Raw genomic sequence first — 26,548 nt, forward strand, 5'->3', positions numbered from 1 at the left:
GGCATCCGCCGGGAGGACAAGGCGATGAGTGGTGGGGTCGCCTCGCCCGAGGGGGCGGCCCGGCTCGCCCGGCACGTCACCGGGCTGCACGTCCGGGGCGGCGGCCCTAACTCCCGGATCGCTGAGACAACCGTTCTTCGATGCGGGACAAGCGCCGCGACAGGTCCTGTACGGCGGTGCGCAGCTTGACGACCTCACCCGCCAGATCCTCGGCCGCTGCCGTGCCGGCCTCGTCGGCCTGGACGCTCTCGGCGGTGTCGTCGCTCTCCCGGACGAATACGCCCTTGCCCTGCTGGCCGATGACCAGGCCCTCGTTCCGTAACAGCCCTACCGCCATCTTCACGACGCTGAGTGATGCGTCGTACTGCTCGGCGAGCTGGGCCGTGGACGGCAAGGGCGCTCCGGGCGGCAGAGATCCGCCGCGGATCTGCTCACGCAGATCGTCGGCGATCTGGAGGTAACCGGGGCGTCCCGTCTTCTTGACCATCGCCTCTATCACACCACGACATGGCGACCAAGCCAACCGAGAGAACATTGACAACCAGGCCAACCTAGTTAACTATGTTGGCAACGAGTCGAAGGAGGTCCACACCATGCGCACCATTCCGATCCCGGTCGACGTGACCAAGCTGCAGTTCGTCTGCGTCCGCGCGCCCCGCCCCCGCGTCCTCAACCAGGACACCGGCGAGATCAAGACCGACAAGAACGGCAACACCGTCTACGAGATCGTCCTGTCGGTAGAGGACGAGTTCGGCCGCATCGAACTCGTCAAGGTCGGCACCTCCGGCGAACCCCAGATCACCGCCGGGCAGGACGTCACCCCGAACGGCCTCGTCGGCTACGTCTGGGAGATGACCCGGGGCGGTGAGGCCCGCTGGGGCATCAGCTACCGCGCCGCCTCCATCATCCCCGCCGGTGGCGCCCATGCCTGACACCCTCCCACCGCTGCTCGCGGGCCTGGCCGCCCTGGTAGCCGGCCTGTGGGCCTGGCGCCGCTACCACTACCGGTCGTTCTGGCTGCTGATCGGCTTCCCGATCGTCGCCGTGACCGTGCGGGCGACCTGGCGCACAGTCGCCCTCGGCTGCGGCCTGACCAAGAAGCGGCAACGCTGGTGGTTCACCACCGTCCCCGGCGCGATCGCCTCAACCGGCATCGTGAAGGTACGGCGGCGCTTCCAACGGGTCGCGGTCGACACCAAACCGTTCATGCTGCTACCGCGCCCAACCCGGTACGGCTGGCGGGTCACCATCCACACCCTGGAAGGGCAAATCCCCGCCGACTACGCCCAAGTCGCCGAACGACTCGCCCACTCCTGGGGCGTACACGCCGTCCGCGTGTCATCCCCACGTCCGGGCCGGATTGTCCTGGCGGCCACAGTGCGGGACCCGCTCGTCCGCCTCGACCACCTCCCGCCGTCAACCGAACTGCTCACCGTGCACGTCGGCAGGTTGGAGACCGGCGGGCTGTGGACGATCGACTTCCGCATGATCCCGCACTGGATCAACGCCGGGGCCACCCAATCGGGCAAGTCCAACCTCGCCAACGCCCTCTTGGTCGGGCTGGCTCCGCAACCGGTGGCGCTGGTCGGCATCGACCTCAAAGGCGGGGTGGAGTTCACCCCGTACGCGCCGCGGCTGTCGGCCCTGGCCACCACCCGGGCCGAGAGTGTGAGCCTGCTGGATGACCTCGTGGGCCTGATGGTCGACCGGATGGGGCTGTGTCGTACGGCAGGAGCGCGCAATATCTGGCAGCTCCCGCCCGGCGTGCGCCCGGTGCCGGTCGTGGTCTTGGTCGATGAGTTGGCCGAGCTGTACCTGATGGCCGACAAGTCCGAGAAAGACGAGATTGCCCGTACTTCTACGGCGCTGCTGCGGGTGGCTCAGCTCGGGCGGGCGTTCGGGATCTACCTGTTCTGCTCCGGTCAGCGGATCGGCTCCGACCTCGGCCCCGGCGTCACCGCGCTCCGTGCGCAGTGCTCGGGCCGGATCTGCCACCGGGTCAACGACCCCGAGACGGCCACGATGACGCTTGGTGACCTCGACCCGGCCGCCCTGGTCTCCGCGCGGGCCATCCCCGCCGAGACACCCGGCGTCGCGATCGTCGCCTCCCAGGACGGCCAGTGGTACCGCGCCCGCTCCTTCTACGTGAGCGAGCAGGCCGCCGAACACGCCGCCCACACCCACGCCCACCTGACCCCGGACTGGGTTGAGATCACCCAGCCCGCCCGCTCCGCTCAGGTGGGCGGGGCAGGCCTGTCCGAACTCCTGTCCGCCTGAGCGATGAAAGGGGGTAACGATGCGACGCCTGGCCTCCTGGCTGCTCGACTCCGGGCCGGTCCTCGTCCTGGCCGCGATCGCGGGTGCCGGATCGTTCACCCACATCCGCGACACCGCCACCGACCACGGGCAAACCGGCTGGATGTCCTGGGCGGTGGCGGTCTGCGTCGACCTCACCTGCGTCATGGCCGCCCGTGAACGCCAGCGGGACAAGAAAACCGGCCGCCAACGCAACGGCGCGGTGTCGTGGCCGACGCTCGTCCTGACCGGCGGGATCGTCCTGTCCCTGGCCGCCAACCTCCATCAGGCCGAACCCACCGTGTGGGGTTGGATGACCGCCGCCACCCCGGCCGGGGCGTTCCTCATCGCGGTCTCGATGCTGGAACGCCGCGCCTCCGGCCCTCGTCCTGAGCCGTCCGCGCTCGTGTCGTCCCCGTCTCCGGTTTCGTCCGCGGACCTGTCCTCGGCGGTCCCAGGCTCGTCCGCACCGGACGGCCGACCGTCCCGCCTTTCCGTCCTCGTCCCCGCCGAAGAGGACGGGCAGGACGGCGAGACTGGGCCGTCCCTGGCGCTGGTCGAGTTCGCCCGGCGCGTGGCCGACGAACACCACGCCAAGCACGGCAAGCCGATCACTCGTGACTTGCTGCGCGCCCGGCTGGGCGTGTCCAACCAACTCGCCTCCGACCTGCTGCGCACCTTGCGCACGGCTCCGGAACACGCCTGAAGGAAGGAGACGACACCACATGACCGACACCGAACAGGTCCCGTCCCCGACAGCCATGGAGATCACGCCCAAGCGGTGGCAGTGCTGCCACTGCGGCGGGGGCGGCCTCGACTCCCACGGCGACACCTGCCGCCACTGCGAGGGACTCGGCTTCTGCTGAACCTCTCCGCCCGCTGATCGCAGCGCCCCCGGCCTGGCCGTACATCCGCCAAGACACACGCCAGGTCGGGGGCCATCCCCTCACCCGCAACGAGTGAAAGGAGGTCTCCATCTTGCCCGCATCTGTCGTCAACGCGCACGCGATCCGCGACGCCATCGCCCGGCTCGATGACCCGAACTACTCCCGGTGGGCCGCCCAGATCCGCCGCGCGGGCGGCTGCCGCCAGCCGATCCACCTACGCGGCCGGGTCGAACACTGGGACACCGTGACCGGGACCCTGCTGCACCACTACACCACCCGGGCCGAACCCGACGGCATCCTCCGCGTCCCGTGCAAGAGCCGCCGCGCCTCGCGCTGCCCGTCCTGCGCCGAGACCTACCGGGCCGACACCTTCCACCTGATCCGCGCGGGCCTCGTCGGCGGCAAGGGCGTCCCCGACACGGTGACCGCGCATCCGTGCCTGTTCGTCACGCTCACCGCGCCGTCCTTCGGCATCGTCCACGCACGGCGGGAGAAGAACGGCAAGATCCTCCCCTGCCACCCCCGGCGCGACGCCGAGACGTGCCCACACGGGCGCGTCCTGTCCTGCACCGCCCGGCACGGCGCCGACGAAGACTGCCTCGGTGAGCCGCTGTGCCCGGACTGCTACGACTACACGGGCTCGGTGCTGTTCAACGCCACGGCGCCGCTGCTGTGGAAGCGCTTCGCCGACGCCCTTCGCCGGCACCTGGCCAAGCTCGGCGGCCTGACCCTGGGCGAGATGCGCGAACAGCTCGTCGTGTCCTTCGCCAAGGTCGCCGAATACCAGCGGCGCGGCGTCGTCCACTTCCACGCCGTTATCCGCCTCGACGGCCCGGACGGGCCGGTCTCGCTGCCCCCGGCCTGGGCAACGCTCGACCTGCTCGGCCAAGCCGTACGGCACGCCGCCTCCGTGGTCACCGCGAAGATCCCCGCCGTCGACGGCCAACCGGCCCGGGTGCTGCGCTGGGGGGATCAGCTCGACGTCCGGCCGATCAGCATGGACGGTGAGGTGACCGATCAGGCCGTCGCCGGCTACATCTCCAAGTATGCGACCAAGGCGGCCGAATGCGTCGGTACCCTCGACCGGCGCATCAGCCCGGCCGAGGACCTGGCCGCCCTAACCATCCGCGACCATGCCCGACGCCTCATCGCCGAATGCCTGCGCCTGGGCACCCTCGGCGAGCTGGCCGACCTCCGGCTGACCCAGTGGGCGCACATGCTCGGCTTCCGCGGCCACTTCTCCACCCGATCACGCCGCTACTCCACCACCCTCGGCGAGATCCGTGCCGAACGGCAGGACCACGCCCGCGACGAGCAGATCACGACAGGTCGCCTGCCCCTCTTCCACGAGGACACCGTCCTCGTGGTCACGCACTGGGAGTACGCCGGAAAGGGCCTATCGCCGGGTGACGCCCTTGTCGCCGCGCTCAACGGGTCGCCGCTAATGCCGCCCTCGCCGTCACCGTTCGGGGGCGATGCCCGATGACGCGCAACGACCGGCTCCTGACCGTGCCTGAGGTGCTTGCCGAGCTGGGCGGCGTCTCCCGCCGGACCTTCTACCGTTGGCGCGAACTCGGCCACGCGCCCAAGTGCATCAAGCTTCCCAACGGAGAGATCCGCGTCTGGCGGAGCGACCTCTCGGCCTGGCTGGACTCCCTTCGGGAGGCTGCGTGAACACCTCCTACGACGTGAAGTTCTGGGAGATCCAGCGCCGGACGGACAGGAAGACGGCGGCCTTCCTCGTCCGCTGGACCGTGGACCGCAAGGCCAAGTCCAAGAGCTTCCGAACCAAAGGGCTGGCGGACAGCTTCCTGTCCGACCTCCGGCAGGCCGCCAAGGCAGGGGAGGCGTTCGACGTCGTGACAGGGCTTCCGGTATCGATGCTCACGCCGGAGCCTACGGGGCCTTCATTCCTGGAGTTCGCGCAGTCCTATGTGCTCCGGCGCTGGCGTACCTCGGCGGCCAGGACTCGGGAAACGGACGCTTACGCGCTGCTCACCTTGGTGCCCGCGCTCGTGGCTGACGTTCCGGGGCGTCCCGATCCCGAGGAGCTACGCGCTGCGCTCCGGGCTCATGCCCTGCTGCCCGAGGACCGGCGGGCCGAGCTGACGAGTCAGCAGGCCGCGGCTCTGCGCTGGGTGGAGAAGGCATCTCTCCCGATGTCGTCGCTGGGGGAGCCTGCCACGTTGCGCCTGGCCCTCGACGCGATCTCGGCGACCTTCTCGGGCAAGGCGGCCGGAGCGAACACGGTACGGCGCAAGCGGGCGGTCCTGCATCACCTCCTGGAGTTGGCCGTGGAACAGAAGCTCTTCCCCGGCAACCCGCTGGACGAGATCAAGTGGACCCCGCCCAAGGCTGTCACCGTTGTTGATCCTCGGACCGTCGTCAACCCGACTCAGGCCCGCGACCTCCTCGACGCTGTCTCCAAGGTGGGACGCAAGCGCGGTGCCCGCCTCAAGGCGCTGTTCGCCTGCGTCTACTACGCTGCACTCCGGCCGGAGGAGGCCGCCGACCTGCGGGAAAAGAACCTCACCATGCCCGACTCCGGATGGGGACTGATCGTCTTGGAGCGTGCGCGGCCCCAGGCAACGAAGCGCTGGACCGACACCGGCCAGACTCACGAATCCCGTCGTCTTAAACACCGTGCGGACAAGGAAACTAGAGAGATCCCGATCCCTCCGGTCCTCGTCACCATCCTCCGAGAGCACATCAAGGACTACGGCGTCGCCAAGGACGGCAGACTGTTCCGCACCGCTACAGGCGGCTTTTACTCCAGCTCGGCCTACTCCTCCGTCTGGCAGGAGGCCCGCAAGCTAGCTCTCACTCCGGCTCAGGTCGCCTCATCCCTGGCAGCACGGCCGTACGACCTGCGGCACGCCGCCGTCTCGCTCTGGCTCAATGTGAGCGTCCCGGCTCCAGAAGTAGCCAAGCGCGCCGGCCACAGTGTCGATGTCCTCCTTCGCGTCTACGCAAAGTGCCTCGACGGGCAGCAGGACCACATTAACGGAAAGATCAACGACGCGCTCGAATAGCTCCAACCCATCCACCTCGGCCCCGGCTCACATCGCCGGGGCCTTCTGCTTGCCGTACGGCTGGCCATTGCTCTTCCGATCCTCGACGGCACGTCAATCGCCGGGCTGAGGAGCTCGTCAAGGCGGAGCGTCCGGAGCGGAGGGAGGAGGTACCACCTTGACCGGCGAGGAAGAACAGCCAAGGTCAGAACGCCGAGGGATCGAAGGGGTAGGCCTGTTGACGATCAGATGGTAAGGCGGCGCGATGCTGTCGCCGACCGCCTATCCGGTGCTGTCCGCGCCCGGTCAGGAGGCGGTCAGCCGCCTGGGCGGCCGGCCGGTCCATCGTCCTTGCGGGCAAGCAGACGGAAGGAGCCGAACAGGCGTACTTCCGGGAGCACGTCGAGCCGCTGCTCGGCCGGGCGGCGCGGCACGTAGGCGAGGCTGACGCCGCGCTGAAGCGTGACCTGCTGTCCCGGGCTCGTTGCCTGGTGTTCCCGGTGCAGTGGGAGGAGCCGTTCGGCATGGTCATGATCGAGGCTATGGCCTGCGGCACACCGGTGGTGGGACTGGGCAGGGGTGCGGTTCCCGAGGTCGTCCTGGATGGGGTGACGGGCAGTGTCCGTCACGAGGTCGGGCAGCTCCCGATCGCCATCGAGGAGGCCGGGAGGCTGGAGCCGGCGGCCGTGCGCGCCTACGCGCTGCAACACTTCGACACCCTGGTGATGACCGAGGCCTACGAACGCGTGTACCAGCAGGTCTTCGCGCGGATACATGACCCGGGCCGTCCGGCGGGACGGGAAGGGTGAATTCCGGGGAGCCACGACGCCTGACCGAGTAAGTACGGAGTTGCTTCGCATCTGGCGCTCCCCCTGGGCGACCTGCCACTGCTCATGAGAGGCAGATGAGGGGCAGGAAGGGTGGTGTGAGGGAACGGCAGGCGGGATCCTGGTATGAGGGAGACGAAAATTCCGTCGGGGTGTTCCACAAGCCGACGGGGGATACGCGTCACAGGGATTTATTGTTCTCGCTGGTAGAGCCCTGACACCGCCAACGTCGAAGGTGGCGTGGATTCCGGTTCTCCCGCTCGGGCCGATGCGCATCGGCGGCGGAGCGAGTTGTCTTCACGAGCTGGAATAGCCTAGGGGGTTGGTCCCGTGAGCGTCCCGAGAACAGCAGGGTCCCACAAGGTGGTGCTGGCCACCTACAGCGGCTACGACGCGGCCCAGCACGCGGTGGACGTCCTGGCCCGCCACGACTTCCCGATCGCACACGTCACCATCGTGGGCTGCGATCTGCGGTGGGAGGAGAAGGTGCTCGGGCGATGGGGCCTCGGCAGGGCGCTCGTCACCGGCGCGGGTACCGGCGGCTGGATCGGTCTTCTCATCGGCTTGATATTCGCGATCTTCAGCCCGTGGGCCGGGTGGGCCATCGGCTCCTCGATCGTGCTCGGGCTGATCTTCGGCCTCGTCTGGGGTGCGATCAGTCACGTGGTGCAGCACCGGGCGTTCGCCTCGATGCCTGCGGTCGTCGCCGACCACTACGACATCCTCGTGGACCCGGAGTTCGCCGACGAGGCCCGGCGCGTGCTGACGCACGCTCGTGAGGCCGCTGCGCTCAGGTGAGCGTCAGGAGGGGGATGAGGACATGGCCAAGGCGGTGGGCATCGACCTCGGCACGACGAACTCGGTCATCGCGACCACCGAGGACGCGCATCCGACGGTCGTCCCGAACGCCGAGGGGTCGCGCACGACTCCCTCGGTGGTGGCCTTCACAGACCAGGGTGAGGTGCTGGTGGGCCAGATGGCCAGACGCCAGGCGATCCTCAACCCGAAGGGCACGATCTATTCGGCCAAGCGCTTCATCGGGCGCAAGTTCGACGAGGTGCAGAGCGAGATCAAGGCGGTCTCGTTCGACGTCGTGCCGGGCCCGGACGGCGCCGTGCGGTTCAAGGTGCGCGACAAGCTGTACGCGCCGGAGGAGATCTCCGCCTTCGTGCTGCGCAAACTGGCCTCGGACGCCGGGAAGTTCCTGGGGGAGAAGGTCAACGAGGCCGTCATCACGGTGCCCGCGTACTTCAACGACGCGCAGCGGCAGGCCACCAAGGACGCCGGCAAGATCGCCGGCCTGGAGGTCCTGCGGATCATCAACGAGCCGACCGCGGCGGCCCTGGCATACGGCCTGGACAAGAAGGGCAACGAGACCGTTCTCGTGTTCGACCTGGGCGGGGGCACGTTCGATGTCAGCGTCCTCGACATCGGCGAGGGCGTCATCGAGGTCCGCGCCACCTCGGGCGACACTCACCTGGGCGGCGACGACTTCGACCGGCGCATCGTCGACCACCTGGCCGACGAGTTCCACAAGCAGCAGGGCATCGACCTGCGGCGCGATCCGCAGGCCCTCCAGCGGCTGTTCGAGGCCGCGGAGAAGGCCAAGGTGGAGCTGTCGGCGGTCACGCAGACGCAGGTCAGCCTGCCGTTCGTCACGGCCGACGCGACCGGCCCCAAGCACCTGAACACGACGCTCATGCGCTCGACCTTCGAGCAGATCACCCACGACCTGCTCGAACGCTGCCGGGGCCCGGTGGAGCAGGCCATGGCCGACGCGAAGCTGACGACGAACGACCTCGACGAGGTGATCCTCGTCGGCGGCTCCACCCGCATGCTGGCCGTGCAGCAACTTGTGCGGCGGCTGACGGGCAAGGACCCGAACATGACGGTCAACCCGGACGAGGTCGTGGCCGTCGGCGCGGCCGTCCAGGCCGCCATCATCAAGGGCGAGCTGAAGGACGTCGTGCTGCTCGACGTCACGCCGCTGTCGCTCGGCGTCGAGACGCTCGGCGGCGTGATGACGAAGATCATTGACAGGAACACCACGATCCCGGCCCGCCGCACGGAGACGTTCAGCACGGCGGACGACAACCAGTCGGCCGTGGACGTGGTCATCCTGCAGGGCGAGCGCGAGCGGGCCGCCGACAACCGGGTGCTCGGCCGGTTCCGGCTGGAGAACATCCGGCCCGCGCCGCGCGGGGTGCCGCAGATCGAGGTCACCACCGACATCGACGCCAACGGCATCCTGAACGTCTCCGCCAAGGACAAGGACACCGGCGCCGAGCAGCGCATCACGATCAGCGAGAGCTCCAACCTGGACAAGAGCGAGATCGACCGGATGATCGCCGACGCGGAGCGGCACCGCACCGAGGACGCGCAGCTTCGCGCCGCGATCGACGCGCGCAACGAGCTGGACTCGGTCGCCCACCAGGTGGAACGCCGGCTGTCGGAGCTGGGCGAGGCCGTCCCGGTGCACGAGAAGGCGCGGGCCGAGCAGCTGATCATGGAGGCGCGTCAGGCGATCAAGGAGGAGGTGCCCGTCGACCGGCTGCGCGGCCTGACCGCGGAGCTGCAGCAGGTCTACCACGGCCTCGGCGTGGCGGCGTCCGCCGCCCAGGCCCAGACCCAGGCCCAGACCCAGGGGCCGGCTCAGGCCGGGCCCGGCCAGGCCGCCGCCGGCCCTTCGGACGAGGACGTCATCGACGCCGAGTTCACCAGCTCCGAATAGCCCGTGACATGACATGACCGAGCGGAATGAGACACCACCTCCGGAGCCCCGGCAGGCCGTCGACGAACCCGTTGCGGAGAAGCTCGCCGAGCTGGAGGACCGGTGGCTGCGGGCCGTCGCCGACCTCGACAACCTCCGCAAGCGTGTCGCGCGCGACATGGACCGGCAGCGGATCGACGAGCGCACGCGCGTCGCGGCCGAGTGGCTGCCGGTGATCGACAACCTCGAACTCGCGCTGAAGCACGCGGGCGCCGACGCCGACGCGGTGATCGAGGGGGTCCGGGCCGTCCGCGACCAGGCGGTCGGCGTGCTCGCGCGCCTCGGCTTCCCGCGCAGGGACGACGTCGGCACGCGGTTCGACCCCGCCAGGCACGAGGCGGTCAGCACGGTCGCCGTCCCGGACGCCGACCCCGGCACCGTCGTCGAGGTCGTACGGCCCGGCTACGGCGACGGCGCGCTGCAACTACGCCCGGCCTCCGTCGTCGTCTCCACGAAAGCCGACGAGTGATGGCGGAGCGCGACTTCTACGAGATCCTGGGCGTGCCGAGAACGGCGGACCAGGACGAGATCCAGCGGGCCTACCGGAAGCTGGCCCGCACCTACCATCCCGACGTCAACAAGTCCCCCGACGCCGAGGACCGCTTCAAGGAGGTCTCGGAGGCGTACGAGGTGCTGTCGGACCCCGGGACGCGGCGGCGGTACGACGCGTTCGGGCCGGACTTCCGCCGGGTGCCCGAGGGCGTGGACCCGGCGGCGTACGCGCGCGCCCGCGCCGGAGCGGGAGCCGGCGCGGGGCCGGGCTGGGCGGGGCCGGGGCCCGCCTGGGCGCGCGGACCCGGCGGGGAGGAGATCCACTTCACCACCGGCGAGGGCTTCGAGGGCATCGACCTCGAAGACCTGCTCGGCGGCGTCTTCGGCAGGCGCAGGCGCGGCGCGACCGGCCGCGGCTGGGGCCCGGTGCCCGGCGCCGACCAGGAGGCCGAGCTGCCGCTCACGGTCGAGGAGGCCTACCGCGGCGGCCGGCGGACCATCACGATCCCCGGCCCGGGAGGCGGGCGGACCCTCCAGGTGAACATTCCCCCTGGCGTGACCGACGGCCAGCGGATCCGGCTCGCGGGCCAGGGCGGCGCGGGCAGCGACGGCGCCAGTGCGGGCGACCTCTACCTGATCGCGCGGATCGCCGACCACCCCCGCTACCGCCTGGAGGGGCGCGACATCCACGTCCGCCTCCCGCTGACGCCGTCGGAGGCCGCGCTGGGGGCGACCGTCGCGGTCGACACGCCCGGCGGGGAGGCGAAGGTCAAGGTGCCGCCGGGTACCTCGTCCGGGCGCCGCCTGCGCCTGCGCGGACAGGGCATGCCGAACCCGCGCGGCCGGCCCGGAGACCTGCTGGCCGAGGCCCGGATCATGGTGCCGCCCACGCTCGGCGACGAGGAGCGCCGCCTGTACGAGCAACTGGCCAGGATCTCGGCGTTCAACCCGAGGAGCCCGTCATGACCTATCCGCTCGTCCGGCTCGCCCAGGTGGACGTCGGGCACCTGGACCTGGAGTCCTTCTCCCGCGCCACGGGACTGCACCCGGAACTGGTGCGCCGCCTGGTGGCGCTCGGGCTGATTGACGCCTGGACCGGCTTCTCGGGCGGCCTGTGCTTCCCGCCCACCCAGGTCGCCGCCGTGGGGCGCCTTCAGCGCCTGCACGCGGGGCTCGCCGTCAACTACGCCTCCCTCGGCCTCGTGACGGACCTCCTGGACCGCATCGCGGAGCTGGAGGCGGCTCTGCGCACCCATACGAGATGGACCGGAGACAGATCGTGGACCTGAACCGCCTGACGCAGAAGTCGCAGGAGGCCCTGCACGACGCCCAGACCGCGGCGATCCGCTTCGGACACACCGAGGTCGACGGGGAGCACCTGCTGTTGGCGCTGGTCCGGCAGCCCGACGGGCTCGTCCCGCGCCTGCTGTCCGCCGCCGGCGCCGACCCGGACAAGCTCCGGCTCGAACTGGAGCACGAGCTGGAGCGGCGGCCCCGCGTCACCGGTCCCGGCGCCGCCCCCGGCCAGGTCTACGTCACCCAACGGCTGTCGCGGCTGCTCGATGCCGCCGAGCGGGAGGCCGGCCGGCTGAAGGACGAGTACGTGTCGGTCGAGCACCTGCTGATGGCGCTGCTGGACGAGGGCGTCGACAGCGCGGCGGGCCGGCTGCTCAAGGGACACGGGCTGACCCGTGAGCGCTTCCTGCAGGTCCTGACGCAGGCACGCGGGAATCAGCGGGTGACCTCCGCCAATCCGGAGGTCGCCTACGAGGCGCTTGAGAAGTATGGGCGCGACCTCGTCGCCGCGGCGCGGGCGGACAAGCTCGACCCGGTCATCGGGCGGGACGGCGAGATCCGCCGGGTCGTCCAGATCCTGTCCCGCAAGAGCAAGAACAACCCGGTCCTGATCGGCGACCCGGGCGTGGGCAAGACGGCGATCGTGGAGGGCCTCGCGCAGCGCATCGCGCGCGGCGACGTACCGGAGGGCCTGAAGGACAAGACGATCTTCAGCCTGGACATGGGCGCGCTCGTCGCGGGGGCGAAGTACCGCGGCGAGTTCGAGGAGCGCCTGAAGGCCGTGCTCACCGAGGTGACGGCGTCCGAGGGACGCATCCTGCTGTTCGTCGACGAGGTGCACACGGTGGTCGGCGCGGGCGCCGCCGAGGGGGCGATGGACGCCGGCAACATGCTGAAGCCGATGCTGGCCCGCGGCGAGCTGCACATGATCGGCGCGACGACCGTGACGGAGTATCGCAAGCACATCGAGAAGGACGCCGCGCTGGAGCGCCGCTTCCAGCCCGTCTTCGTCGACGAGCCGTCAGTCGAGGATTCCATCTCCATCCTGCGCGGGCTGCGCGAGCGGCTCGAGGTCTTTCACGGCGTGAAGATCCAGGACGGCGCGATCGTCGCCGCGGTTGTGCTGAGCCACCGCTACATCTCCGACCGCTTCCTCCCTGACAAGGCGATCGACCTTGTCGACGAGGCGTGCGCCATGCTCCGTACGGAGATCGACTCGATGCCCGCGGAGCTGGACGAGCTGACCCGCCGGGTGACGCGGCTGGAGATCGAGGAGGCGGCGCTCGCCAAGGAGGACGACCCGGCGAGCCGGGAGCGCCTGGAGACGCTACGCAAGGAGCTGGCCGACCTGCGGGCCGAGGCCGACGCCATGCGGGCCCAGTGGGAGGCCGAGCGGCACGCCCTGCGCAAGGTACAGCAGCTGCGCGAGGAAATCGAGAGCGTACGCCGGGAGGCCGAGCAGGCCGAGCGCATGTACGACCTGAACCGCGCGGCCGAGCTTCGACACGGCAGGCTTCCCGAACTGGAGCGCAGGCTGCGTGCCGCGGAGGAACAGCTGGAGAGCAAGCAGGGCGGGCACCGGCTGCTGCGCGAGGTGGTGACCGAGGAGGAGATCGCCGGCATCGTGTCGCGGTGGACCGGCATCCCGATCAGCCGCTTGCAGGAGGGCGAGCGGGAGAAGCTGCTACGGCTCGATGAGATTCTGCACCAGCGGGTGATCGGCCAGGACGAGGCCGTGCGGGCGGTCGCCGACGCCATCATCCGGGCGCGCTCGGGGATCAAGGACCCCCGCCGCCCGATCGGGTCGTTCATCTTCCTCGGGCCGACCGGAGTCGGCAAGACCGAGCTGGCCAAGACGCTGGCCGAGGCATTGTTCGACACCGAGGAGAACATCGTCCGCGTCGACATGAGCGAATACCAGGAGCGCCACACCGTCAGCCGCCTCGTCGGCGCCCCGCCCGGGTACGTCGGCTACGAGGAGGGCGGCCAGCTCACCGAGGCCGTGCGGCGCAAGCCCTACTCCGTGGTGCTCTTCGACGAGATCGAGAAGGCACACACGGACGTGTTCAACACCCTGCTGCAGGTGCTGGACGACGGGCGGCTCACCGACGCCCAGGGGCGCACGGTCGACTTCCGCAACACCGTGATCATCATGACGTCCAACATCGGCTCGCACTACCTCAGCGAGAAGGCGGCGCCGTCGGGCGAGATCGACCCGGAGGTGCGCGAGATGGTCATGGCGGAGCTGCGCGCCCGCTTCCGCCCCGAGTTCCTCAACCGCATCGACGACATCGTGCTGTTCAAGCCGCTCACCGAGGCCGAAATCGAGCAGATCGTCAAGCTGATGTTCAACGACATCAGAGCGCGGCTCGCCGAGCGCAGGATGACGCTCGAGATCAGCCCGGAGGCGGTCCGCCACATCGCCGAGCGCGGGTTCGACCCGATCTACGGAGCCCGTCCGCTGCGCCGCTACATCGCCCGCGAGGTGGAGACCTGCGTCGCGCGGGCGCTGGTCGCCGGCGACGTCCGCGACGGCGCGACCATCCGGGTGGAACTGTCCGGCGGCGAGCTCGTCGTCACCTACGACAACCCGGAGGGCTGACCGATGCCGCCGAAGGTCACGGAGTCGAGCGTCGTCCGGTGCCCGCACTGCGGCCGCAACAATCGCGTGCCCCGGGCGGGTGCCGGGGTCCCGCGCTGCGGCGAGTGCCGCAAGTCGCTGCCCTGGGTGGTGGACGCGGGGGACGAGGACTTCGCCGAGGTCGCCGAAACGAGCTGACCGCCGAGGGGATCTCCGCAGCCGAGGCCGAAGGCCGCTACTGCGGCCGACCGCCCGCACTGGCCGGCGCCCGACTCGAGGAAGTGCGGGCGGCCTTCCGAGACCAGGGCACCTCGATCGCGGCCCTCGCACGTACCCATGGGGTGAGCCGGGCCGCTGTACGGACCGCTCTAGCCGAGCTACTGCCCGACCAGCCGGTCCTGCTGCAGCGGGCCTCGATGGCCTGGCCGTCTCCGATGACGAGGGCGACGTGCCCGGGACGGCCGGGGCCGTTGCCCGGGCCGGTGGAGAAGAACACCAGGTCGCCGGGCTGCTCCTGACCGGCCGGGACGCGGATGCCGAAGGGCCACTGCTCGAACGTGGTGCGCGGGATGGTCAGGTCCGCCGCCTTGTAGGCCGCGTAGACGATGCCCGAGCAGTCGTACCCGGCCGGGCCGGTCCCGCCCCAGATGTAGGGCCTGCCGATCTGCCGTCGGGCGTAGGCGATGATCGCCTCCACGAGGTCGCCGACAACGCCGTACTCGCCGGCCTTGGCCAGCACCCGGTCGCGTACCACCAGGCGTGGTAGTAGGCGAACAACGCTCGCCGCATGTCGGTGGCCGCGCCCGAGGCGCACAGGTACGCGGCCGCACTGTAGATCGCATCCGCGGGGTCGTGCGGCTCCTACTCCAGCTCGGCCTACTCCTATGTCTGGCAGGAGACACGCAAGCTGGCGCTCGCTCCGGCTCAGTTCGCCTCATCCCTGGTCGCCCGGCCGTACGACCTGCGGCACGCCGCCGTCTCGCTCTGGTTGAACGCCGGTGTCCCGGCCCCAGAGGTCGCCAAGCGCGCCGGCCACAGCGTCGATGTTCTTCTTCGCGTCTACGCGAAGTGCCTCGACGGCCAGCAAGACCACATCAACGGCAAGATCAACGATGCCCTCGACGGATGACTCACCCATCCACCTCGGCCCCGGCTCACATCGCCGGGGCCTTCTGCTTGCCGTACGGCTGGCCATTGCCCTTCCGATCCTCGACGGCACCTCAATCGCCGGGCTGAGGCTCGTCAAGGCGGGGCGTCCGGAGCGGAGGGAGGAGGTCAGCCAAGGTCAGAACGCCGAGGGATCGAAGGAGTAGGCCTGCTGACGATCAGATGGTCATTCGCTCCAGAATTGCGCAGCCACCCCCTGATTCCCCTCACTGGAGAGGTTGCCGATGCCCCTCGTCACCGGAAGATCTGCGTGGTGCTACCTGCGTTGGTGGGTGGCGGCGCTCGTGGCCTGCGTCAGCGGCTTTGCGTCCCTCTGGCTGCCGCTGCTGTTCGAGGGTGATGGTGCGGTCGGTTGCGCGGGCTACAACCCTCTCCCGCCGGGCCTATCGGCTCTGTGGCCCGACCTTGAGCGGATGTGGCTCGATCTCCGCCAGGCTCTCCATCTCGTAGAGCGCTGGGTGTCCTATGCCTGGAACCTTCTACCGTCTACCGTCGCCCTGCTCGGAGGGGTGCTGAATGTGTGGACTGGGCGAAGGTTCGGCAATGCAATCGGCTTATTGGCTGCCCTGTGTGTCGCGGTCGTGGCGCTGGACTGGGCCTTCTGGTCGTTTTCGTACCTCATGATGCTCAACTGCGGTGGATGGGACGGCAGGGTCTTGTGGTTGCTTTGGCGGATGCTGCCAATGGTCTGCTACGCGACAGCAGTCGGCTTGCTGATCAAGGCGATTCGCGCACGGCGACAGGTGCCTGCCTCGACGCTGTGACAAGGAGGGCCGCTATCGCGTCAATCGGCCATGGTCACCGATGCCGCGGGGCCGGCCAACGAGGTTCTGCGGCGATGATCGCCCCCGGCCCCGTACGTTGCTCAGCCGTCGTGGGCGATCGTCACGGCCTGAGTTCGCACTCTCCTGTGAGAGGCCGCCGAACTGGGCAAACGCCTTCAAGATTGGTTCGCGTATGGTTCGCGATCACTGGCCTACGGCTGCGTTTCGCTGCTCGCGGTGGTCTATCAAACAAAGGGCCTGCGGCAGAGAAACCGCAGGTCGGATGGTGTTTTGCCTGATCAGATACGTGCCCCCGGCAGGATTCGAACCTGCGGCACCCGCTTTAGGAGAGCGGTGCTCTATCCCCTGAGCTACGGAGGCTTGTCGCGCTATGTAAGCCTAGCGAAAGGTTGGGCCAGCTCGCGCCTCCCGGGGGGAGTGTCGCTCGAGCCGGGCCGGTCATCGCTTGGCTGACGTGCGGTAAAGGGCTGGCAAGTGGTCGTGTTCCGGCTTGCTTGCGACGGTTACCGTCACGGTTCGTGACCGTAAAGCGACGTACGTATGTCCATAGGCTGCGCCCGCTGATGTTCATCACCGCGATGATCGTGCCTGCGATCCTGGCCGTGGTCATGCTCATGGCGAAGCTCGCCGGCTACGAGGACGCGGCGCGGGGCAGCGTCGCCGACGGCGAGAAGGCGGCCGCGCAGGTGAGCCAGCCCTCGGGAACCGCTACGCCGGAGACCGAGACGCCCGCCGGAGCGCCCTACGTGACCGTCCTTCCACCCACGGTCACACCGCCGAGCGGCCGCAGACGGGAACATGCCGAGGCGGAGGATCGACGGGACGGCGCGGGACGCGAACACCGAGGCGACGCAGTGCGGGACGACGCGGCCGCCCCGACTCCGTCGCCGAGTCCCGGACCGTACGGCACGGCCGAGGCGGCGAGCAAGGACCATCGAAACGCGGGCCGTCAAGACGTCGCTCCTAGCCGGCCCGACCCCAAGAACAGTGAGAACCCCGAGAACGCCGGAAAGACCGCGACCGTCGAGAACGGAAACGGCGGCGAGACGACGGGGAGCCGGGAGAACACGGGCGACGGGACTCCTGTCAACGGAGGACAGGAGAACGACGCCGGTGTCGCGGCGGCGATGGCCGTCGACGGTACGGCGGGCGACGCACAGTCGGCGACGTCCGTACAGGCCGGGCGGGACGCGGTGCTGGATCCTACCCGGGTCCCCGAGCCTCTCGGGCCGGTGCGGGTCTACGGCGGCCTGATCCGGATCCCGCAGCCCGAGCCCACCCCGCAGGCTCCGCCCGCGGTCGTCAGGCGGACGCCGAAGCCGCCGGCACCGACCGCACCGAAGGAGCCGAGTGAGCCGGCGACCGTGGAGACGCCGCTCACCTGCTCGCCCGAGTGGCGGGACACCTGGCTGTGGGAGCTCTGCCGGGAACACACGCTGGCTCTGGAGACATCCCCGCGCACTGGCGAGACCTTTCCGCGCCAGGGCGCGGTCCGGCAGGGCAAAGCGCTCGAAAGGGACGTGACCGGTAGATAGCACATCTGGTGAGCGAGGTCCGGTCACACAGCTCTCTGTAGTAACGTGCGTCCCTGACCCAGGTCACGAGTTCGCATGGAGGAGACGATCGTGCCCTCTCCTCGATCAGTGGGTCTGATCGCGGTCGTCACGGTGATGGCTTCGCTCTCCGCTGGGATCCCGTACGGCACGGCCGCGGCAGCCACCCACGCCACGGCCGCCCAGGACACCGCCACAAGGAGTGTCACCACGCGGAGTGTCGCCGCCCGGGGCGCCGGTGCCGCCGAGGGCAAGGATCCGACCACGCTCACCGAGTTGCGACGCCAGGCGCAGCAGGCCTACCAGGGGATCGAGGACGCCACGAAGGTCCTCAAGTCTCGGCAGAAGCGGTTCGAGTCGTCGCAGAAGCAACTCGTGGCGAAGCTGACCCAGCTTCAGACGGCCTCGCAGCAGCTCAGCAAGCTGCGCAAACCCCTGTCCGATCTCATCCAGGTCATTTACCAGGATCCCGCCATGTCCGGCATCAGCCCGTTCAGCGCGAGCGGCGACGACAGTGGGGCGCTGCGGGCGATGAGCGACCTGGATTATCTGGCCAACGCACGTAACACGGTGCTCACCGACGCGGCGCGGCTGCAACGGCGGCAGGAACGGCTGGCGGGCGAGGCGCAGGAGCTGCGCGCGGCGAATCTCCTGCAGGAGGCCCAGCTCGACGCGGAGATCAAGATGCTGCGGCAGCGTTCGTCCAAACTCGTCAAGTCCCTGACCAAGGCACTCGTCAAGCTGGGGGTCAAGCTCGGAAAGGCGAACAAGAACGGGTGCGACCCGACGAGAGTGGGGATCGCCGAGCAGTACCCGAACGGCCTGCTCCCGCAGAGCATCCTGTGCCCGCTGCCGCAGCGAGGCGAGGAGTTGCGCGCCGACGCCGCCATCGCCTTTGCCGACCTCAACCTGGCCTACCAGAAGCGGTTCGGCAAACCGATCTGCGTTTCCGACAGCTATCGCAGCCTCGGAGAGCAGCAGGCGGTCTACTATCGGCGTCCCGGATTCGCCGCCACGCCCGGCAAGAGCAACCACGGCCTGGGGTTGGCCGTCGACCTGTGCGGCGGCATCCAGATCTTCCGCTCGGCGGAGTTCAACTGGCTGGAGGAGAACGGCAAGCGGTTCGGCTGGATTCACCCCGACTGGGCCTACCGCAGCCCCTTCGAGCCCTGGCACTGGGAGTACGACCCGCAGGTCGGCTCCCTCCTCTGAGAAGCCGACCCCAGAAACCGATCCCAGAACAGAAACCGCCCCCAGAAGCCGGCCCTCTCGAGAGACCTCCCCAAAAGGCCGGCCACGCCGCCGACTTCGCACCGGCGGATCCCGGGGGGCCTCAGCGGGGATGGATCGCGACCGAGAGTCGCCCGTGGGCCTGTGCCTGCGCGAGCCGGGCGGCCTGGCCCGGGGTGGTCGCCAGTACGAGCAGGACGCCCTCGCCTCCCTCTCCGGATGACGGCGGCGTCATCACCCGCACCTCACGCGCGACCATGACGGCCTGCCGCGCGGCACCCTCCGATGACGCCCTCTCGAAGCCACCTGTGTCGTCCGCCGCCGCGCTCCCGGCCGGCTCCTCCGGCGGCGCCCCCGCGAGCGGGTCCGCCCCGAGTGGGCCCGCCGCGAACGGATCCGTCTCGAACGCGGCGAGGACGTCGACGACGTCACCGGGTGAGAGCAGCTCGCCGGCGGCCGGGTCGGCGATCCTGACCGGCGTCGCCACCATTCCCGGCCCCTGCGTCGAGAGCATCCCCCGCCCCAGGATCCGCGCGTCGGTGAGCGGCTCGCCCCGGCGCATCGGCCCGGCGACGACCCGTCCCGTCAGCGTGGCTCCCGGACGGAAGACGCCGTCGGGCACCGCGTCGGGCGGCAGCCGTACGACCATGACGTCGGAGGCGGACAGCCGACCCCCACCCAGATCGTGGGCGGCGGCGAGGACCTCCACGCCGCCCGGCGGCCCTATGGATGCCAGCGCGCATGCCATGGCCGCACCCGCGAGGACCGCCGCGATCAGGCGGCGATGAGCGGCGAGGCGGCGGGTGATGGAACGACGGCGCTGAGTAGTCGTGTGATGGCGCGCGAGCAGACGGCTCAGGGCACTCATGGCGCGTCCGGGCTACGGCAGGTCGAAGGGGAGTTTGACGCCGTCGAGGGCGCTGCCGCAGGCGCAGTCACGTTCGACCGGGAGGGCCTCGGCGACCGAGCCGACCAGCGTGCGCATTCGCTCGACGTTGGCGGCGAAGAAGGCGAGGACCTCCTCGTGGGTGACCCCCTCGCCGGCCTCGACGCCCGCGTCGTGATCCGTGACGAGCGACAGCGCGGTGTAGCAGAGCGCCAGCTCCCGGGCGAGCACGGCTTCGGGATGCCCGGTCATGCCGACGATCGACCATCCCGCCGCCGAGAACCACTTCGACTCGGCGCGGGTGGAGAAGCGCGGCCCCTCGATCACGACCAGGGTGCCGCCGTCGACCGTGTCCCACCCCGCCTCGACCGCCTTGGCCACGGCGGTGGCCCGGCCCAGCGGGCAGTAGGGGTCGGCGAACGACACGTGTACGGCACAGCCGGTGTCGTAGTAGGTCTGCACCCTCCCGCTGGTCCGGTCCACGAGCTGGTCGGGAACCACCAGCGTGCCCGGCCCGAGCTCGGGGCGCAGCGAGCCGACCGCGTTGGGCGCGAGCACCTGACGTACGCCGAGGGAGCGCAGCGCCCACAGGTTCGCACGGTAGGGAATGCGGTGCGGAGGATGGACGTGGCCGCGACCATGCCGGGGGACGAACGCCACCGACCGGTCGCCGATCCGGCCCAGTGCGATCTTGTCGCTGGGTGGGCCGTACGGCGTCTCCACGTCGACCTCCTCGGCGTCGTCGAGAAGGGAGTAAAGCCCCGAGCCGCCGATGATGCCGATCTCTACGCGATTGACCATGTCGCCGACCCTAACGAAATCGTCCTGCTCCGGCGGCAGCCGACGGCGTCCTGTGGATAACCGTCCGCACCCCGGATCCGGGCGGCCCGAATTCCAGGAAACCCAGGACCTCAGAGCCTCGGGAAACTCAGGACCTCAGAGCCTCGGGAAACTCAGGACCTCAGGCCGCCGTGGTCGAGCCCGACGAACCAGAGGAACCCGACGAACCAGAGGACGAAGAAGACGAAGAAGACGAGGAGGACGCGGCGGTCTCCTTCTTGCCCGATCCACCCGACGACTTCGACTCGCCGCCCGAACCGCTGGAGCCGTTCGCGCCACTCGAGTCGTTCGACCCGCTCGACCCGTTGGAGCCGTTCGACGAGGCCGCCACCGACGACGACGAACCGGAGGAACGGCTGTCCGTGCGGTAGAAACCGGAGCCCTTGAACACGATGCCCACGGCGGAGAAGACCTTGCGCAGCCGCCCCTGGCAGGACGGGCACTCCGTGAGCGGGTCGTCGGAGAACTTCTGGACGACCTCCAACTGCTCGTCGCAGGCCGTGCAGGCGTACTGGTAGGTGGGCACGCGTTCCTCCCGGAACTAACACTTGAAACCAAGGTCGTGTTCGGCGAATCGACTTCTGCCGCATGGGCGCGGACGCCGTTCGCGACCGACAGCATTCACCGAAAACTGTCTAGCACTCGGCTAGGACGATTGCTAATGGTAAGCAACCCACGAGGCCAAACGCCACTCCGGACCGGTTTATTGCCGTCCGGGTCGCCTGTCTCGATTGTCCCGTTCGTGGGTCGCCCATGCTCCCGGCTGTCCGTCTGAGCCCGCGACTGTCCGGCTGTCCGTCTGAGCCCGCGACTGTCCGGCTGTCCGTCCGAGCCCGCCCCCATCGTGCTCACGTCTCACAGATCACGGCTCATAGATCACAGACCGCGTTCGCCGTACCAACCGGCCAGCTTGCCGCGCCGGCTCACGGCTCGCAGCCGGCGCTCGACGGCCTTCCGCTGGCTGGCCGTGACGACGATGAGGAGCTGGTCTCCCGCGACGAGCCGCGTGGTCGAGGTCGGCACGAACGACTCACCGTCGCGTACGACCAAGGTCACCATCGCGTTCGCGGGGAGACGCAGCTCGAAGATCTCCACCCCGTGCAGCAGGGAGCCGGACGGGATGCGCACCTGGAGGAGATCCGCGTCGAGCTCCTCAAGCGGGGCGGAGTCGACGTCGAGCTCCCGGGCCTCGCCCTCCGACGTCACCCCCAGGAAACGTGCCAGATATGGCAGCGTCGGCCCCTGCGCGAGGGTGAAGACGACGACGATGATGAAAACGTCGTTGAAGAGGCTTTTGGCCCCCGGCACCCCGGCGTTCCAGGGGATCGTGGCGAGCACGATGGGTACGGCTCCGCGCAGGCCGGCCCACGACAGGAACGTCTGCTCACGCCAGGGGATCACCCCGATCCGGGTGAGCCGTGCGTTCCGAGGGAGTCGGACATTCCAGGCCAGCCGTACGAGCACGGCCGAGACGGCGACCGAGAGCGGCCGGGCGAACAGAACCAGAGCAATCCCGGAGACGAGGGCCGGGATGATCACCTCGGGCAGCTCCGACGGGCTGGCCAGCATGCCGAGCATGACGAACAGGCCGATCTGGGCGAGCCAGGCCGAGCCCTCGGCGAACCCGCGAGTGTCGGCGGCGTGCGGGAGCCGGGCGTTGCCCAGCATCAGTGTGGCGACGTAGACGGCGAGGAACCCGCTCCCGTGCAGCAGTGCCGCCCCGCTGTAGGCGATGAAGGCCAGGGCCAGGACCGCGAGGGGATAGAGCCCCGATGCGGGGAGCGCGACCCGGCGCAGCGCGAAGATCCCCGCCGGTCCGACCAGCACGCCCACGGCCGCGCCGATCGCGAGCTCGATCGCCGTGTGCAGCACGATGTTCCCGGGCGCGGGCAACGGACCGGCGGCCACGCTGAGCGTCATCACGATGATCACAGCGGGCGCGTCGTTGAACCCGGATTCCGCCTCCAGGATTCCGGCCAGCCGGGGAGGCAGCGGGAGACGCCGGAGCACGGAGAACACGGCGGCGGCGTCGGTCGGCGCGAGCACCGCGCCGAGCAGCAGCGCACTGCGCCAGTCCATGCCCAGCAGGGCGTGTACGGCCACCGCGAGCACGACGACGCTGACCGCGACGCCGAGCGTGGCGAGGACCAGGGCGGCGGGTACGCAGTCGCGGACGTTCTTCCAGTTGGTGGTCAGGCCGCCTTCGGCGAGGATGACGGCGAGCGCGATGAGGCCGAGCTGCTGAGCGAGCTGGGAGTTCTCGAACTGGATGCCGCCGATCCCGTCCTCGCCGATCACCAGGCCCAGGCCGAGATAGATCAGCAGACTGGGCAGGCCGGTGCGGTGGGCGATTCGGACGGATGCGATGGCCGCGATGACGACGGCGGCGGAAACGAGAAGCCAGACGTTCAGACGCTCCACCCGCTTCCCGTCTCGATTGTGCCGATCGATCCCTGTTTTTCTGATGTATCGGTAATCCGTGGCCCGGCTGTTCCGGCTACCCGTTTCGCCAAGCGTCAGACGCCCTGAACGACCCAAGCGCGCCGGAGGTCGGCCCCGTGCCCGATGTCCCGCCGGCTTCAGGCGCCCCGACAGGCTCCGGACGCGGAGAACCGCCGGATCGTCAGGGGACCGCCAGGTGGACGATCCCGCTGGGCAGAGCGGCGTGACTCACCCGTCGATCGTGCGGCTCCGCCGGGACGCCGTCGAGGAGTTCGCCCTCGTGCAGCAGCGCCACCGTCGGCACGTTGGGCCCGACACGGGCCAGCGCCCTGTCGTAGGACCCACGGCCACGGCCGAGCCGTACGCCCGTCGTGCGGTCGACGGCGAGGGCGGGCACGAGGACCAGGGCCGCGGTCCGGATGGCGTCGACCCCGCGCCGAGTGTCCACCGGCTCCATGATCCCAGACGGGCCGGGAGCGAGTGAGTCCGGCCCGTCGTAAACGGCCCAGTCGAGGTCGCCGTCCGGTAACTGCACCGGAAGGATCACGGTCGAGCCGTGCTTCCACAGCGCCAGGACCAGCCCGTGGGTCGACGGCTCGGTGCCGATCGACCAGTAGCACGCCACCAGTCCGGCCATCTGCACCCATGCCTGGTCGAGCAGGGTTTCGCGCGTCGCGACCGACGACTCCCGCAGCGTCGCGGCGTCGAGCCTGGCCCTGCCGTCCAGGATCAGCCGACGCAGGTTCATCTTGTCCATGGGCTGCTCCGTTAGTGTTTCAGTCATGGCTGACTTCGACCCCGTGACCAAAGCCGTCGTGCCCGCAGCGGGTCTGGGCACCCGATTCCTGCCCGCGACGAAGGCGACCCCCAAGGAGATGCTGCCGATCGTCGACAAGCCTGCCATCCAGTACGTCGTGGAGGAAGCGGTATCCGCAGGCCTGCTCGACGTGCTGATGGTGACCGGCCGCAACAAGCGGTCCATCGAGGATCACTTCGACGTAGCGTACGAGCTTGAGGACGCGCTTCGCGCCAAGGGCGACGAGGAGCGGCTCTCGCAGGTTCAGGAGCCGGTCGACCTCGCCATCATGCACTACGTACGGCAGGGTGAGCCGAAGGGGCTCGGCCACGCCGTGCTGTGCGCCAAGCAGCACGTCGGCCACGAGCCGTTCGCCTGTCTGCTCGGTGACGACCTCATCGACCCGCGTGATCCACTGCTCAAGCGCATGATCGAGGTGCGTGCCACCTATGGCGGCAGCGTGGTCGCGCTCATGGAGGTGCCGCGCGAGCAGATCTCCCAGTACGGCGCCGCCGCGATCACGCCGACCGACCAGGACGACGTGGTCCGCGTCACCGACCTCGTGGAGAAGCCCCCGGCCGACGAGGCCCCCTCAAACTGGGCGATCATCGGACGGTATGTGATCGATCCCACCGTGTTCGAGGTGCTCGAGAACACCCCGCCCGGGCGCGGCGGCGAGATCCAGCTCACCGACGCCCTGCGCACGCTGGCCGCCCGCGGACCCGGGGACGGTGGTCCGGTGCACGGAGTGCTGTTCCGCGGCCGGCGCTACGACACCGGAAACAAACTCGACTACCTCCGCACGGTCGTGCAGTTCGCCGCCGACCGCGACGACCTCGCCCCCGAGTTCCTGCCATGGTTGCGGGAGTTCCTCGACGACGCGAAGTCGTGAGGGCAGGCCGTGGCGGAAAGCGAAGCCCAGTCATAACGAAAGCGGGATCATGATGAAAGCCGTCGACCGGCATCTCGCCGACATCCTCGGGGCCGTCCGGCCGCTGGCCCCGATGGAAGTCGACATCGAGAACGCACTCGGCACCGTGCTCGCCGAGGACGTGGCCTCGCCCATGCCGCTCCCGCCGTTCGACAACTCGGCGATGGACGGCTATGCCGTACGGGCCGAGGACGTCGCGGCCGCTCCGGTCACCCTGCCGGTGATCGAGGACGTGGCGGCCGGGGACGGCGGGGTGTACGCCGTCGGGCCGGGGCTGGTCGCCCGCATCATGACCGGGGCGCCCGTGCCCGCCGGCGCGGACGCCATCGTGCCGGTGGAGTGGACCGACGGCGGCACCGCCCGCGTCACGATCAACATGCCGGCGCCGTTCGGCAACGCGATCAGGCGGGCGGGCGAGGACGTGGAGGCGGGCGACCTCGTGCTCCGCGCGGGCACCCGGATCGGCCCCGCCCAGGTCGGCATCCTCGCCGGGGTCGGCCGCCGCCAGGTGATCGTACGGCCCAGGCCCCGGGTGGTGGTGCTGTCCACCGGCGCGGAGCTGGCCGAGCCCGGCACGCCGCTCGGGCCCGGACAGATCTGGGAGTCCAACAGCTTCATGCTCGCGGCGGCCGTACGGCAGGCCGGGGGAGACGGCTTCCGTGCCGGGGTGGTGACCGACGACCCGAGGGAGTTCCTGGAGGCGCTCGACAACCAGCTGCTGCGGGCCGACGCCGTCATCACCAGTGGCGGGGTCTCGATGGGGGCGTACGAGCCGGTCAAGGAGGCCCTCGCCCCGCTGGGCAAGGTCGCCTTCGAGAGGGTCGCCATGCAGCCGGGCATGCCGCAGGGCTTCGGGCTGGTCGGTCCGGACGCGGTGCCGATCTTCACGCTGCCCGGCAACCCGGTCTCGTCGTTCGTGTCGTTCGTGCTGTTCGTCAAGCCGGCGCTGCTGGCCATGCAGGGGCTGCCCGCCGGGCCGCCGCCGACCGTGCGGGCGGTCACGTCCGCGCCGTTGCGGTCACCGGAGGGCAAGCGGTCCTTCCTGCGTGCCGTGCTGTCCGGCGGCGTGGTCGCCCCCGTGCACGGACAGGGCTCCCACCAGCTCGCCGCCCTGGCGAGCGCCAACGCCCTGATCGTGCTCCCGGAGGACGTGACACAACTGCCCGAAGGGGCCGAGGTGGAGGTGATCCCGCTGTGAACCGCGACCCCGCGAGCAGTCGCACCGGAGGTCTCACGCACATCGACGAGTCCGGCGCGGCCCGGATGGTCGATGTCTCGGAGAAGGGCGTCAGCGCGCGTACGGCCACCGCCACGGGGCGCGTCCTGCTCGCGCCGGAGGCCGTCGCCGTGCTGCGTTCTGGGGAGGTGCCGAAGGGTGATGCGCTCGGGGTGGCCAGGATCGCCGGGATCATGGGGGCCAAGCGCACCCCCGACCTGGTGCCGCTCTGCCATCCGATCGCGCTGCACGGGGTGAAGGTGGAGCTCACCGTCGTCGACGCCGGTGTGGAGATCACCGCCAGGGTGAAGACGGCGGACCGGACCGGGGTCGAGATGGAGGCGCTGACGGCCGTCGCGGTCGCCGGGCTCGCCCTGATCGACATGATCAAGGCCGTCGATCCGGGCGCCGTCATCACCGACGTCAAAGTGGCGGAGAAGACCGGCGGCAAGACCGGCCGCTGGACCCCTTCCGACGCGAGCCGATCGGAGCCCGGCTGACCCGCCGGGTGGGGCACTGAGGGTCGGGTGGGACAGAGAGAGG

29 protein-coding genes and 1 tRNA gene are annotated in these 26,548 nt (G+C 69.8%); 21 read left to right on the forward strand and 9 right to left on the reverse strand.

Going from position 1 to position 26,548, the window contains the following annotated elements:
* Positions 1–106: 106 nt before the first annotated feature.
* Entirely contained in the window at positions 107–487 is a 381-nt protein-coding gene (locus AP234_RS16015; RefSeq protein ID WP_055480473.1) for a GntR family transcriptional regulator, read from the reverse strand.
* A gap of 106 nt (positions 488–593) precedes the next feature.
* On the opposite strand from AP234_RS16015, the gene AP234_RS16020 reads away from it, so the two are divergent.
* The 15 genes from AP234_RS16020 (at position 594) to AP234_RS37260 (ending at position 14,357) form a co-directional block, all read left to right on the forward strand.
* On the forward strand, positions 594–932 hold the full coding sequence (locus AP234_RS16020) for a hypothetical protein (RefSeq protein WP_055480474.1): 339 nt from the start codon (positions 594–596) through the stop codon (positions 930–932).
* A complete protein-coding gene (locus tag AP234_RS16025; protein ID WP_055480475.1) occupies positions 925–2,277 on the forward strand; it encodes an FtsK/SpoIIIE domain-containing protein in 1,353 nt (450 codons plus the stop codon). The genes AP234_RS16020 and AP234_RS16025 overlap by 8 nt, the downstream gene beginning before the upstream one ends.
* Positions 2,278–2,296: 19 nt before the next feature.
* Positions 2,297–3,001 (forward strand): DUF2637 domain-containing protein, encoded by a 705-nt coding sequence (locus tag AP234_RS16030; RefSeq protein ID WP_055480476.1) that lies wholly within the window; start codon positions 2,297–2,299, stop codon positions 2,999–3,001.
* Positions 3,002–3,020: 19 nt separating this feature from the next.
* Positions 3,021–3,161 carry a hypothetical protein gene (locus tag AP234_RS37255; RefSeq protein WP_160330454.1) on the forward strand — a complete coding sequence of 47 codons (141 nt, stop codon included), beginning with the start codon at positions 3,021–3,023 and terminating at the stop codon, positions 3,159–3,161.
* A 112-nt stretch (positions 3,162–3,273) separates the two neighbouring features.
* Positions 3,274–4,668 carry a replication initiator gene (locus tag AP234_RS16035; RefSeq protein WP_055480477.1) on the forward strand — a complete coding sequence of 465 codons (1,395 nt, stop codon included), beginning with the start codon at positions 3,274–3,276 and terminating at the stop codon, positions 4,666–4,668.
* Positions 4,665–4,856: a helix-turn-helix domain-containing protein gene (locus AP234_RS16040; protein WP_055480478.1), complete on the forward strand. Its 192-nt coding sequence runs from the start codon at positions 4,665–4,667 to the stop codon at positions 4,854–4,856. The genes AP234_RS16035 and AP234_RS16040 overlap by 4 nt, the downstream gene beginning before the upstream one ends.
* Entirely contained in the window at positions 4,853–6,214 is a 1,362-nt protein-coding gene (locus tag AP234_RS16045; RefSeq protein ID WP_055480479.1) for a tyrosine-type recombinase/integrase, read from the forward strand. The genes AP234_RS16040 and AP234_RS16045 overlap by 4 nt, the downstream gene beginning before the upstream one ends.
* A gap of 323 nt (positions 6,215–6,537) precedes the next feature.
* Positions 6,538–7,002 carry a glycosyltransferase gene (locus tag AP234_RS35020; protein ID WP_235558220.1) on the forward strand — a complete coding sequence of 155 codons (465 nt, stop codon included), beginning with the start codon at positions 6,538–6,540 and terminating at the stop codon, positions 7,000–7,002.
* 348 nt (positions 7,003–7,350) lie between these two features.
* Positions 7,351–7,818: a general stress protein gene (locus tag AP234_RS16055; protein WP_152990444.1), complete on the forward strand. Its 468-nt coding sequence runs from the start codon at positions 7,351–7,353 to the stop codon at positions 7,816–7,818.
* Between the two features lie 22 nt (positions 7,819–7,840).
* On the forward strand, positions 7,841–9,751 hold the full coding sequence (dnaK, locus tag AP234_RS16060) for a molecular chaperone DnaK (protein WP_055480482.1): 1,911 nt from the start codon (positions 7,841–7,843) through the stop codon (positions 9,749–9,751).
* A gap of 13 nt (positions 9,752–9,764) precedes the next feature.
* Positions 9,765–10,259 (forward strand): nucleotide exchange factor GrpE, encoded by a 495-nt coding sequence (locus AP234_RS16065; RefSeq protein WP_083502159.1) that lies wholly within the window; start codon positions 9,765–9,767, stop codon positions 10,257–10,259.
* A complete protein-coding gene (locus AP234_RS16070; RefSeq protein ID WP_055480483.1) occupies positions 10,259–11,248 on the forward strand; it encodes a DnaJ C-terminal domain-containing protein in 990 nt (329 codons plus the stop codon). Before AP234_RS16065 ends, AP234_RS16070 begins: the two co-directional genes overlap by 1 nt.
* Entirely contained in the window at positions 11,245–11,571 is a 327-nt protein-coding gene (locus AP234_RS16075) for a chaperone modulator CbpM (RefSeq protein ID WP_055480484.1), read from the forward strand. Before AP234_RS16070 ends, AP234_RS16075 begins: the two co-directional genes overlap by 4 nt.
* Positions 11,562–14,180: an ATP-dependent chaperone ClpB gene (gene clpB, locus AP234_RS16080; RefSeq protein WP_055480485.1), complete on the forward strand. Its 2,619-nt coding sequence runs from the start codon at positions 11,562–11,564 to the stop codon at positions 14,178–14,180. Before AP234_RS16075 ends, clpB begins: the two co-directional genes overlap by 10 nt.
* A gap of 3 nt (positions 14,181–14,183) precedes the next feature.
* The gene (locus tag AP234_RS37260; RefSeq protein WP_160330455.1) at positions 14,184–14,357 is read left to right on the forward strand and encodes a hypothetical protein; all 174 of its coding nucleotides are present in this window, start codon (positions 14,184–14,186) and stop codon (positions 14,355–14,357) included.
* 37 nt (positions 14,358–14,394) lie between these two features.
* Here AP234_RS37260 and AP234_RS16085 read toward each other — a convergent pair whose 3' ends face one another.
* Complete coding sequence (locus AP234_RS16085; protein WP_055480486.1) at positions 14,395–14,913, reverse strand: C40 family peptidase; 519 nt, start codon at positions 14,911–14,913, stop codon at positions 14,395–14,397.
* 180 nt (positions 14,914–15,093) lie between these two features.
* Positions 15,094–15,297 carry a hypothetical protein gene (locus AP234_RS39540; protein ID WP_055480487.1) on the reverse strand — a complete coding sequence of 68 codons (204 nt, stop codon included), beginning with the start codon at positions 15,295–15,297 and terminating at the stop codon, positions 15,094–15,096.
* Positions 15,298–15,550: 253 nt separating this feature from the next.
* Between AP234_RS39540 and AP234_RS16095 the strand changes: the two genes are divergently transcribed.
* Positions 15,551–16,090, forward strand: a complete 540-nt coding sequence (locus AP234_RS16095) for a hypothetical protein (RefSeq protein ID WP_055480488.1) — start codon at positions 15,551–15,553, stop codon at positions 16,088–16,090.
* A 308-nt stretch (positions 16,091–16,398) separates the two neighbouring features.
* Here the strand turns inward: AP234_RS16095 and AP234_RS16100 are convergent.
* Positions 16,399–16,471 (reverse strand) — tRNA-Arg (locus AP234_RS16100).
* 158 nt (positions 16,472–16,629) lie between these two features.
* On the opposite strand from AP234_RS16100, the gene AP234_RS16105 reads away from it, so the two are divergent.
* Together AP234_RS16105 and AP234_RS16110 are read left to right on the forward strand one after the other, a co-directional pair.
* Entirely contained in the window at positions 16,630–17,646 is a 1,017-nt protein-coding gene (locus AP234_RS16105; RefSeq protein WP_152990445.1) for a hypothetical protein, read from the forward strand.
* Positions 17,647–17,754: 108 nt separating this feature from the next.
* Complete coding sequence (locus AP234_RS16110; protein WP_235558197.1) at positions 17,755–18,876, forward strand: D-alanyl-D-alanine carboxypeptidase family protein; 1,122 nt, start codon at positions 17,755–17,757, stop codon at positions 18,874–18,876.
* A 121-nt stretch (positions 18,877–18,997) separates the two neighbouring features.
* Here the strand turns inward: AP234_RS16110 and AP234_RS16115 are convergent, their stop codons facing one another.
* The 5 genes from AP234_RS16115 to AP234_RS16135 form a co-directional block, all read right to left on the reverse strand.
* Entirely contained in the window at positions 18,998–19,762 is a 765-nt protein-coding gene (locus tag AP234_RS16115; protein WP_055480490.1) for an SAF domain-containing protein, read from the reverse strand.
* A gap of 12 nt (positions 19,763–19,774) precedes the next feature.
* Positions 19,775–20,581 carry an S-methyl-5'-thioadenosine phosphorylase gene (locus AP234_RS16120; protein ID WP_055480491.1) on the reverse strand — a complete coding sequence of 269 codons (807 nt, stop codon included), beginning with the start codon at positions 20,579–20,581 and terminating at the stop codon, positions 19,775–19,777.
* 160 nt (positions 20,582–20,741) lie between these two features.
* Positions 20,742–21,146, reverse strand: coding sequence for an FmdB family zinc ribbon protein (locus AP234_RS35025; RefSeq protein WP_083502162.1), 405 nt, complete (start codon positions 21,144–21,146; stop codon positions 20,742–20,744).
* A 350-nt stretch (positions 21,147–21,496) separates the two neighbouring features.
* Positions 21,497–23,041 (reverse strand): potassium/proton antiporter, encoded by a 1,545-nt coding sequence (locus tag AP234_RS16130; protein ID WP_200926546.1) that lies wholly within the window; start codon positions 23,039–23,041, stop codon positions 21,497–21,499.
* Positions 23,042–23,243: 202 nt separating this feature from the next.
* Positions 23,244–23,819, reverse strand: a complete 576-nt coding sequence (locus tag AP234_RS16135; protein WP_055480493.1) for a 5-formyltetrahydrofolate cyclo-ligase — start codon at positions 23,817–23,819, stop codon at positions 23,244–23,246.
* A gap of 25 nt (positions 23,820–23,844) precedes the next feature.
* Between AP234_RS16135 and galU the strand changes: the two genes are divergently transcribed.
* The 3 genes from galU to moaC are packed head-to-tail and all read left to right on the forward strand — an operon-like array spanning position 23,845 to position 26,505.
* The gene (galU, locus tag AP234_RS16140; protein WP_055480494.1) at positions 23,845–24,750 is read left to right on the forward strand and encodes a UTP--glucose-1-phosphate uridylyltransferase GalU; all 906 of its coding nucleotides are present in this window, start codon (positions 23,845–23,847) and stop codon (positions 24,748–24,750) included.
* 52 nt (positions 24,751–24,802) lie between these two features.
* The gene (glp, locus tag AP234_RS16145) at positions 24,803–25,987 is read left to right on the forward strand and encodes a molybdotransferase-like divisome protein Glp (protein ID WP_055480753.1); all 1,185 of its coding nucleotides are present in this window, start codon (positions 24,803–24,805) and stop codon (positions 25,985–25,987) included.
* Complete coding sequence (gene moaC / locus AP234_RS16150; RefSeq protein WP_055480495.1) at positions 25,984–26,505, forward strand: cyclic pyranopterin monophosphate synthase MoaC; 522 nt, start codon at positions 25,984–25,986, stop codon at positions 26,503–26,505. The genes glp and moaC overlap by 4 nt, the downstream gene beginning before the upstream one ends.
* The last annotated feature ends 43 nt before the right edge of the window (positions 26,506–26,548 follow it).

It is taken from the genome of Sphaerimonospora mesophila (assembly GCF_001417795.1).
Taxonomy (GTDB): domain Bacteria; phylum Actinomycetota; class Actinomycetes; order Streptosporangiales; family Streptosporangiaceae; genus Sphaerimonospora; species Sphaerimonospora mesophila.

Excerpts from the sequence above, each read along its gene's own strand:
- AP234_RS16015 (WP_055480473.1), bottom strand. The coding sequence starts at position 487 with ATGGTCAAGAAGACGGGACGCCCCGGTTACCTCCAGATCGCCGACGAT.
- AP234_RS16020 (WP_055480474.1), top strand. The coding sequence starts at position 594 with ATGCGCACCATTCCGATCCCGGTCGACGTGACCAAGCTGCAGTTCGTC.
- AP234_RS16025 (WP_055480475.1), top strand. The coding sequence starts at position 925 with ATGCCTGACACCCTCCCACCGCTGCTCGCGGGCCTGGCCGCCCTGGTA.
- AP234_RS16030 (WP_055480476.1), top strand. The coding sequence starts at position 2,297 with ATGCGACGCCTGGCCTCCTGGCTGCTCGACTCCGGGCCGGTCCTCGTC.
- AP234_RS37255 (WP_160330454.1), top strand. The coding sequence starts at position 3,021 with ATGACCGACACCGAACAGGTCCCGTCCCCGACAGCCATGGAGATCACG.
- AP234_RS16040 (WP_055480478.1), top strand. The coding sequence starts at position 4,665 with ATGACGCGCAACGACCGGCTCCTGACCGTGCCTGAGGTGCTTGCCGAG.
- dnaK (WP_055480482.1), top strand. The coding sequence starts at position 7,841 with ATGGCCAAGGCGGTGGGCATCGACCTCGGCACGACGAACTCGGTCATC.
- AP234_RS16065 (WP_083502159.1), top strand. The coding sequence starts at position 9,765 with ATGACCGAGCGGAATGAGACACCACCTCCGGAGCCCCGGCAGGCCGTC.
- AP234_RS16070 (WP_055480483.1), top strand. The coding sequence starts at position 10,259 with ATGGCGGAGCGCGACTTCTACGAGATCCTGGGCGTGCCGAGAACGGCG.
- AP234_RS16075 (WP_055480484.1), top strand. The coding sequence starts at position 11,245 with ATGACCTATCCGCTCGTCCGGCTCGCCCAGGTGGACGTCGGGCACCTG.
- AP234_RS37260 (WP_160330455.1), top strand. The coding sequence starts at position 14,184 with ATGCCGCCGAAGGTCACGGAGTCGAGCGTCGTCCGGTGCCCGCACTGC.
- AP234_RS39540 (WP_055480487.1), bottom strand. The coding sequence starts at position 15,297 with ATGGGTGAGTCATCCGTCGAGGGCATCGTTGATCTTGCCGTTGATGTG.
- AP234_RS16095 (WP_055480488.1), top strand. The coding sequence starts at position 15,551 with ATGCCCCTCGTCACCGGAAGATCTGCGTGGTGCTACCTGCGTTGGTGG.
- AP234_RS16115 (WP_055480490.1), bottom strand. The coding sequence starts at position 19,762 with ATGAGTGCCCTGAGCCGTCTGCTCGCGCGCCATCACACGACTACTCAG.
- AP234_RS16120 (WP_055480491.1), bottom strand. The coding sequence starts at position 20,581 with ATGGTCAATCGCGTAGAGATCGGCATCATCGGCGGCTCGGGGCTTTAC.
- AP234_RS16135 (WP_055480493.1), bottom strand. The coding sequence starts at position 23,819 with ATGGACAAGATGAACCTGCGTCGGCTGATCCTGGACGGCAGGGCCAGG.
- galU (WP_055480494.1), top strand. The coding sequence starts at position 23,845 with ATGGCTGACTTCGACCCCGTGACCAAAGCCGTCGTGCCCGCAGCGGGT.
- glp (WP_055480753.1), top strand. The coding sequence starts at position 24,803 with ATGAAAGCCGTCGACCGGCATCTCGCCGACATCCTCGGGGCCGTCCGG.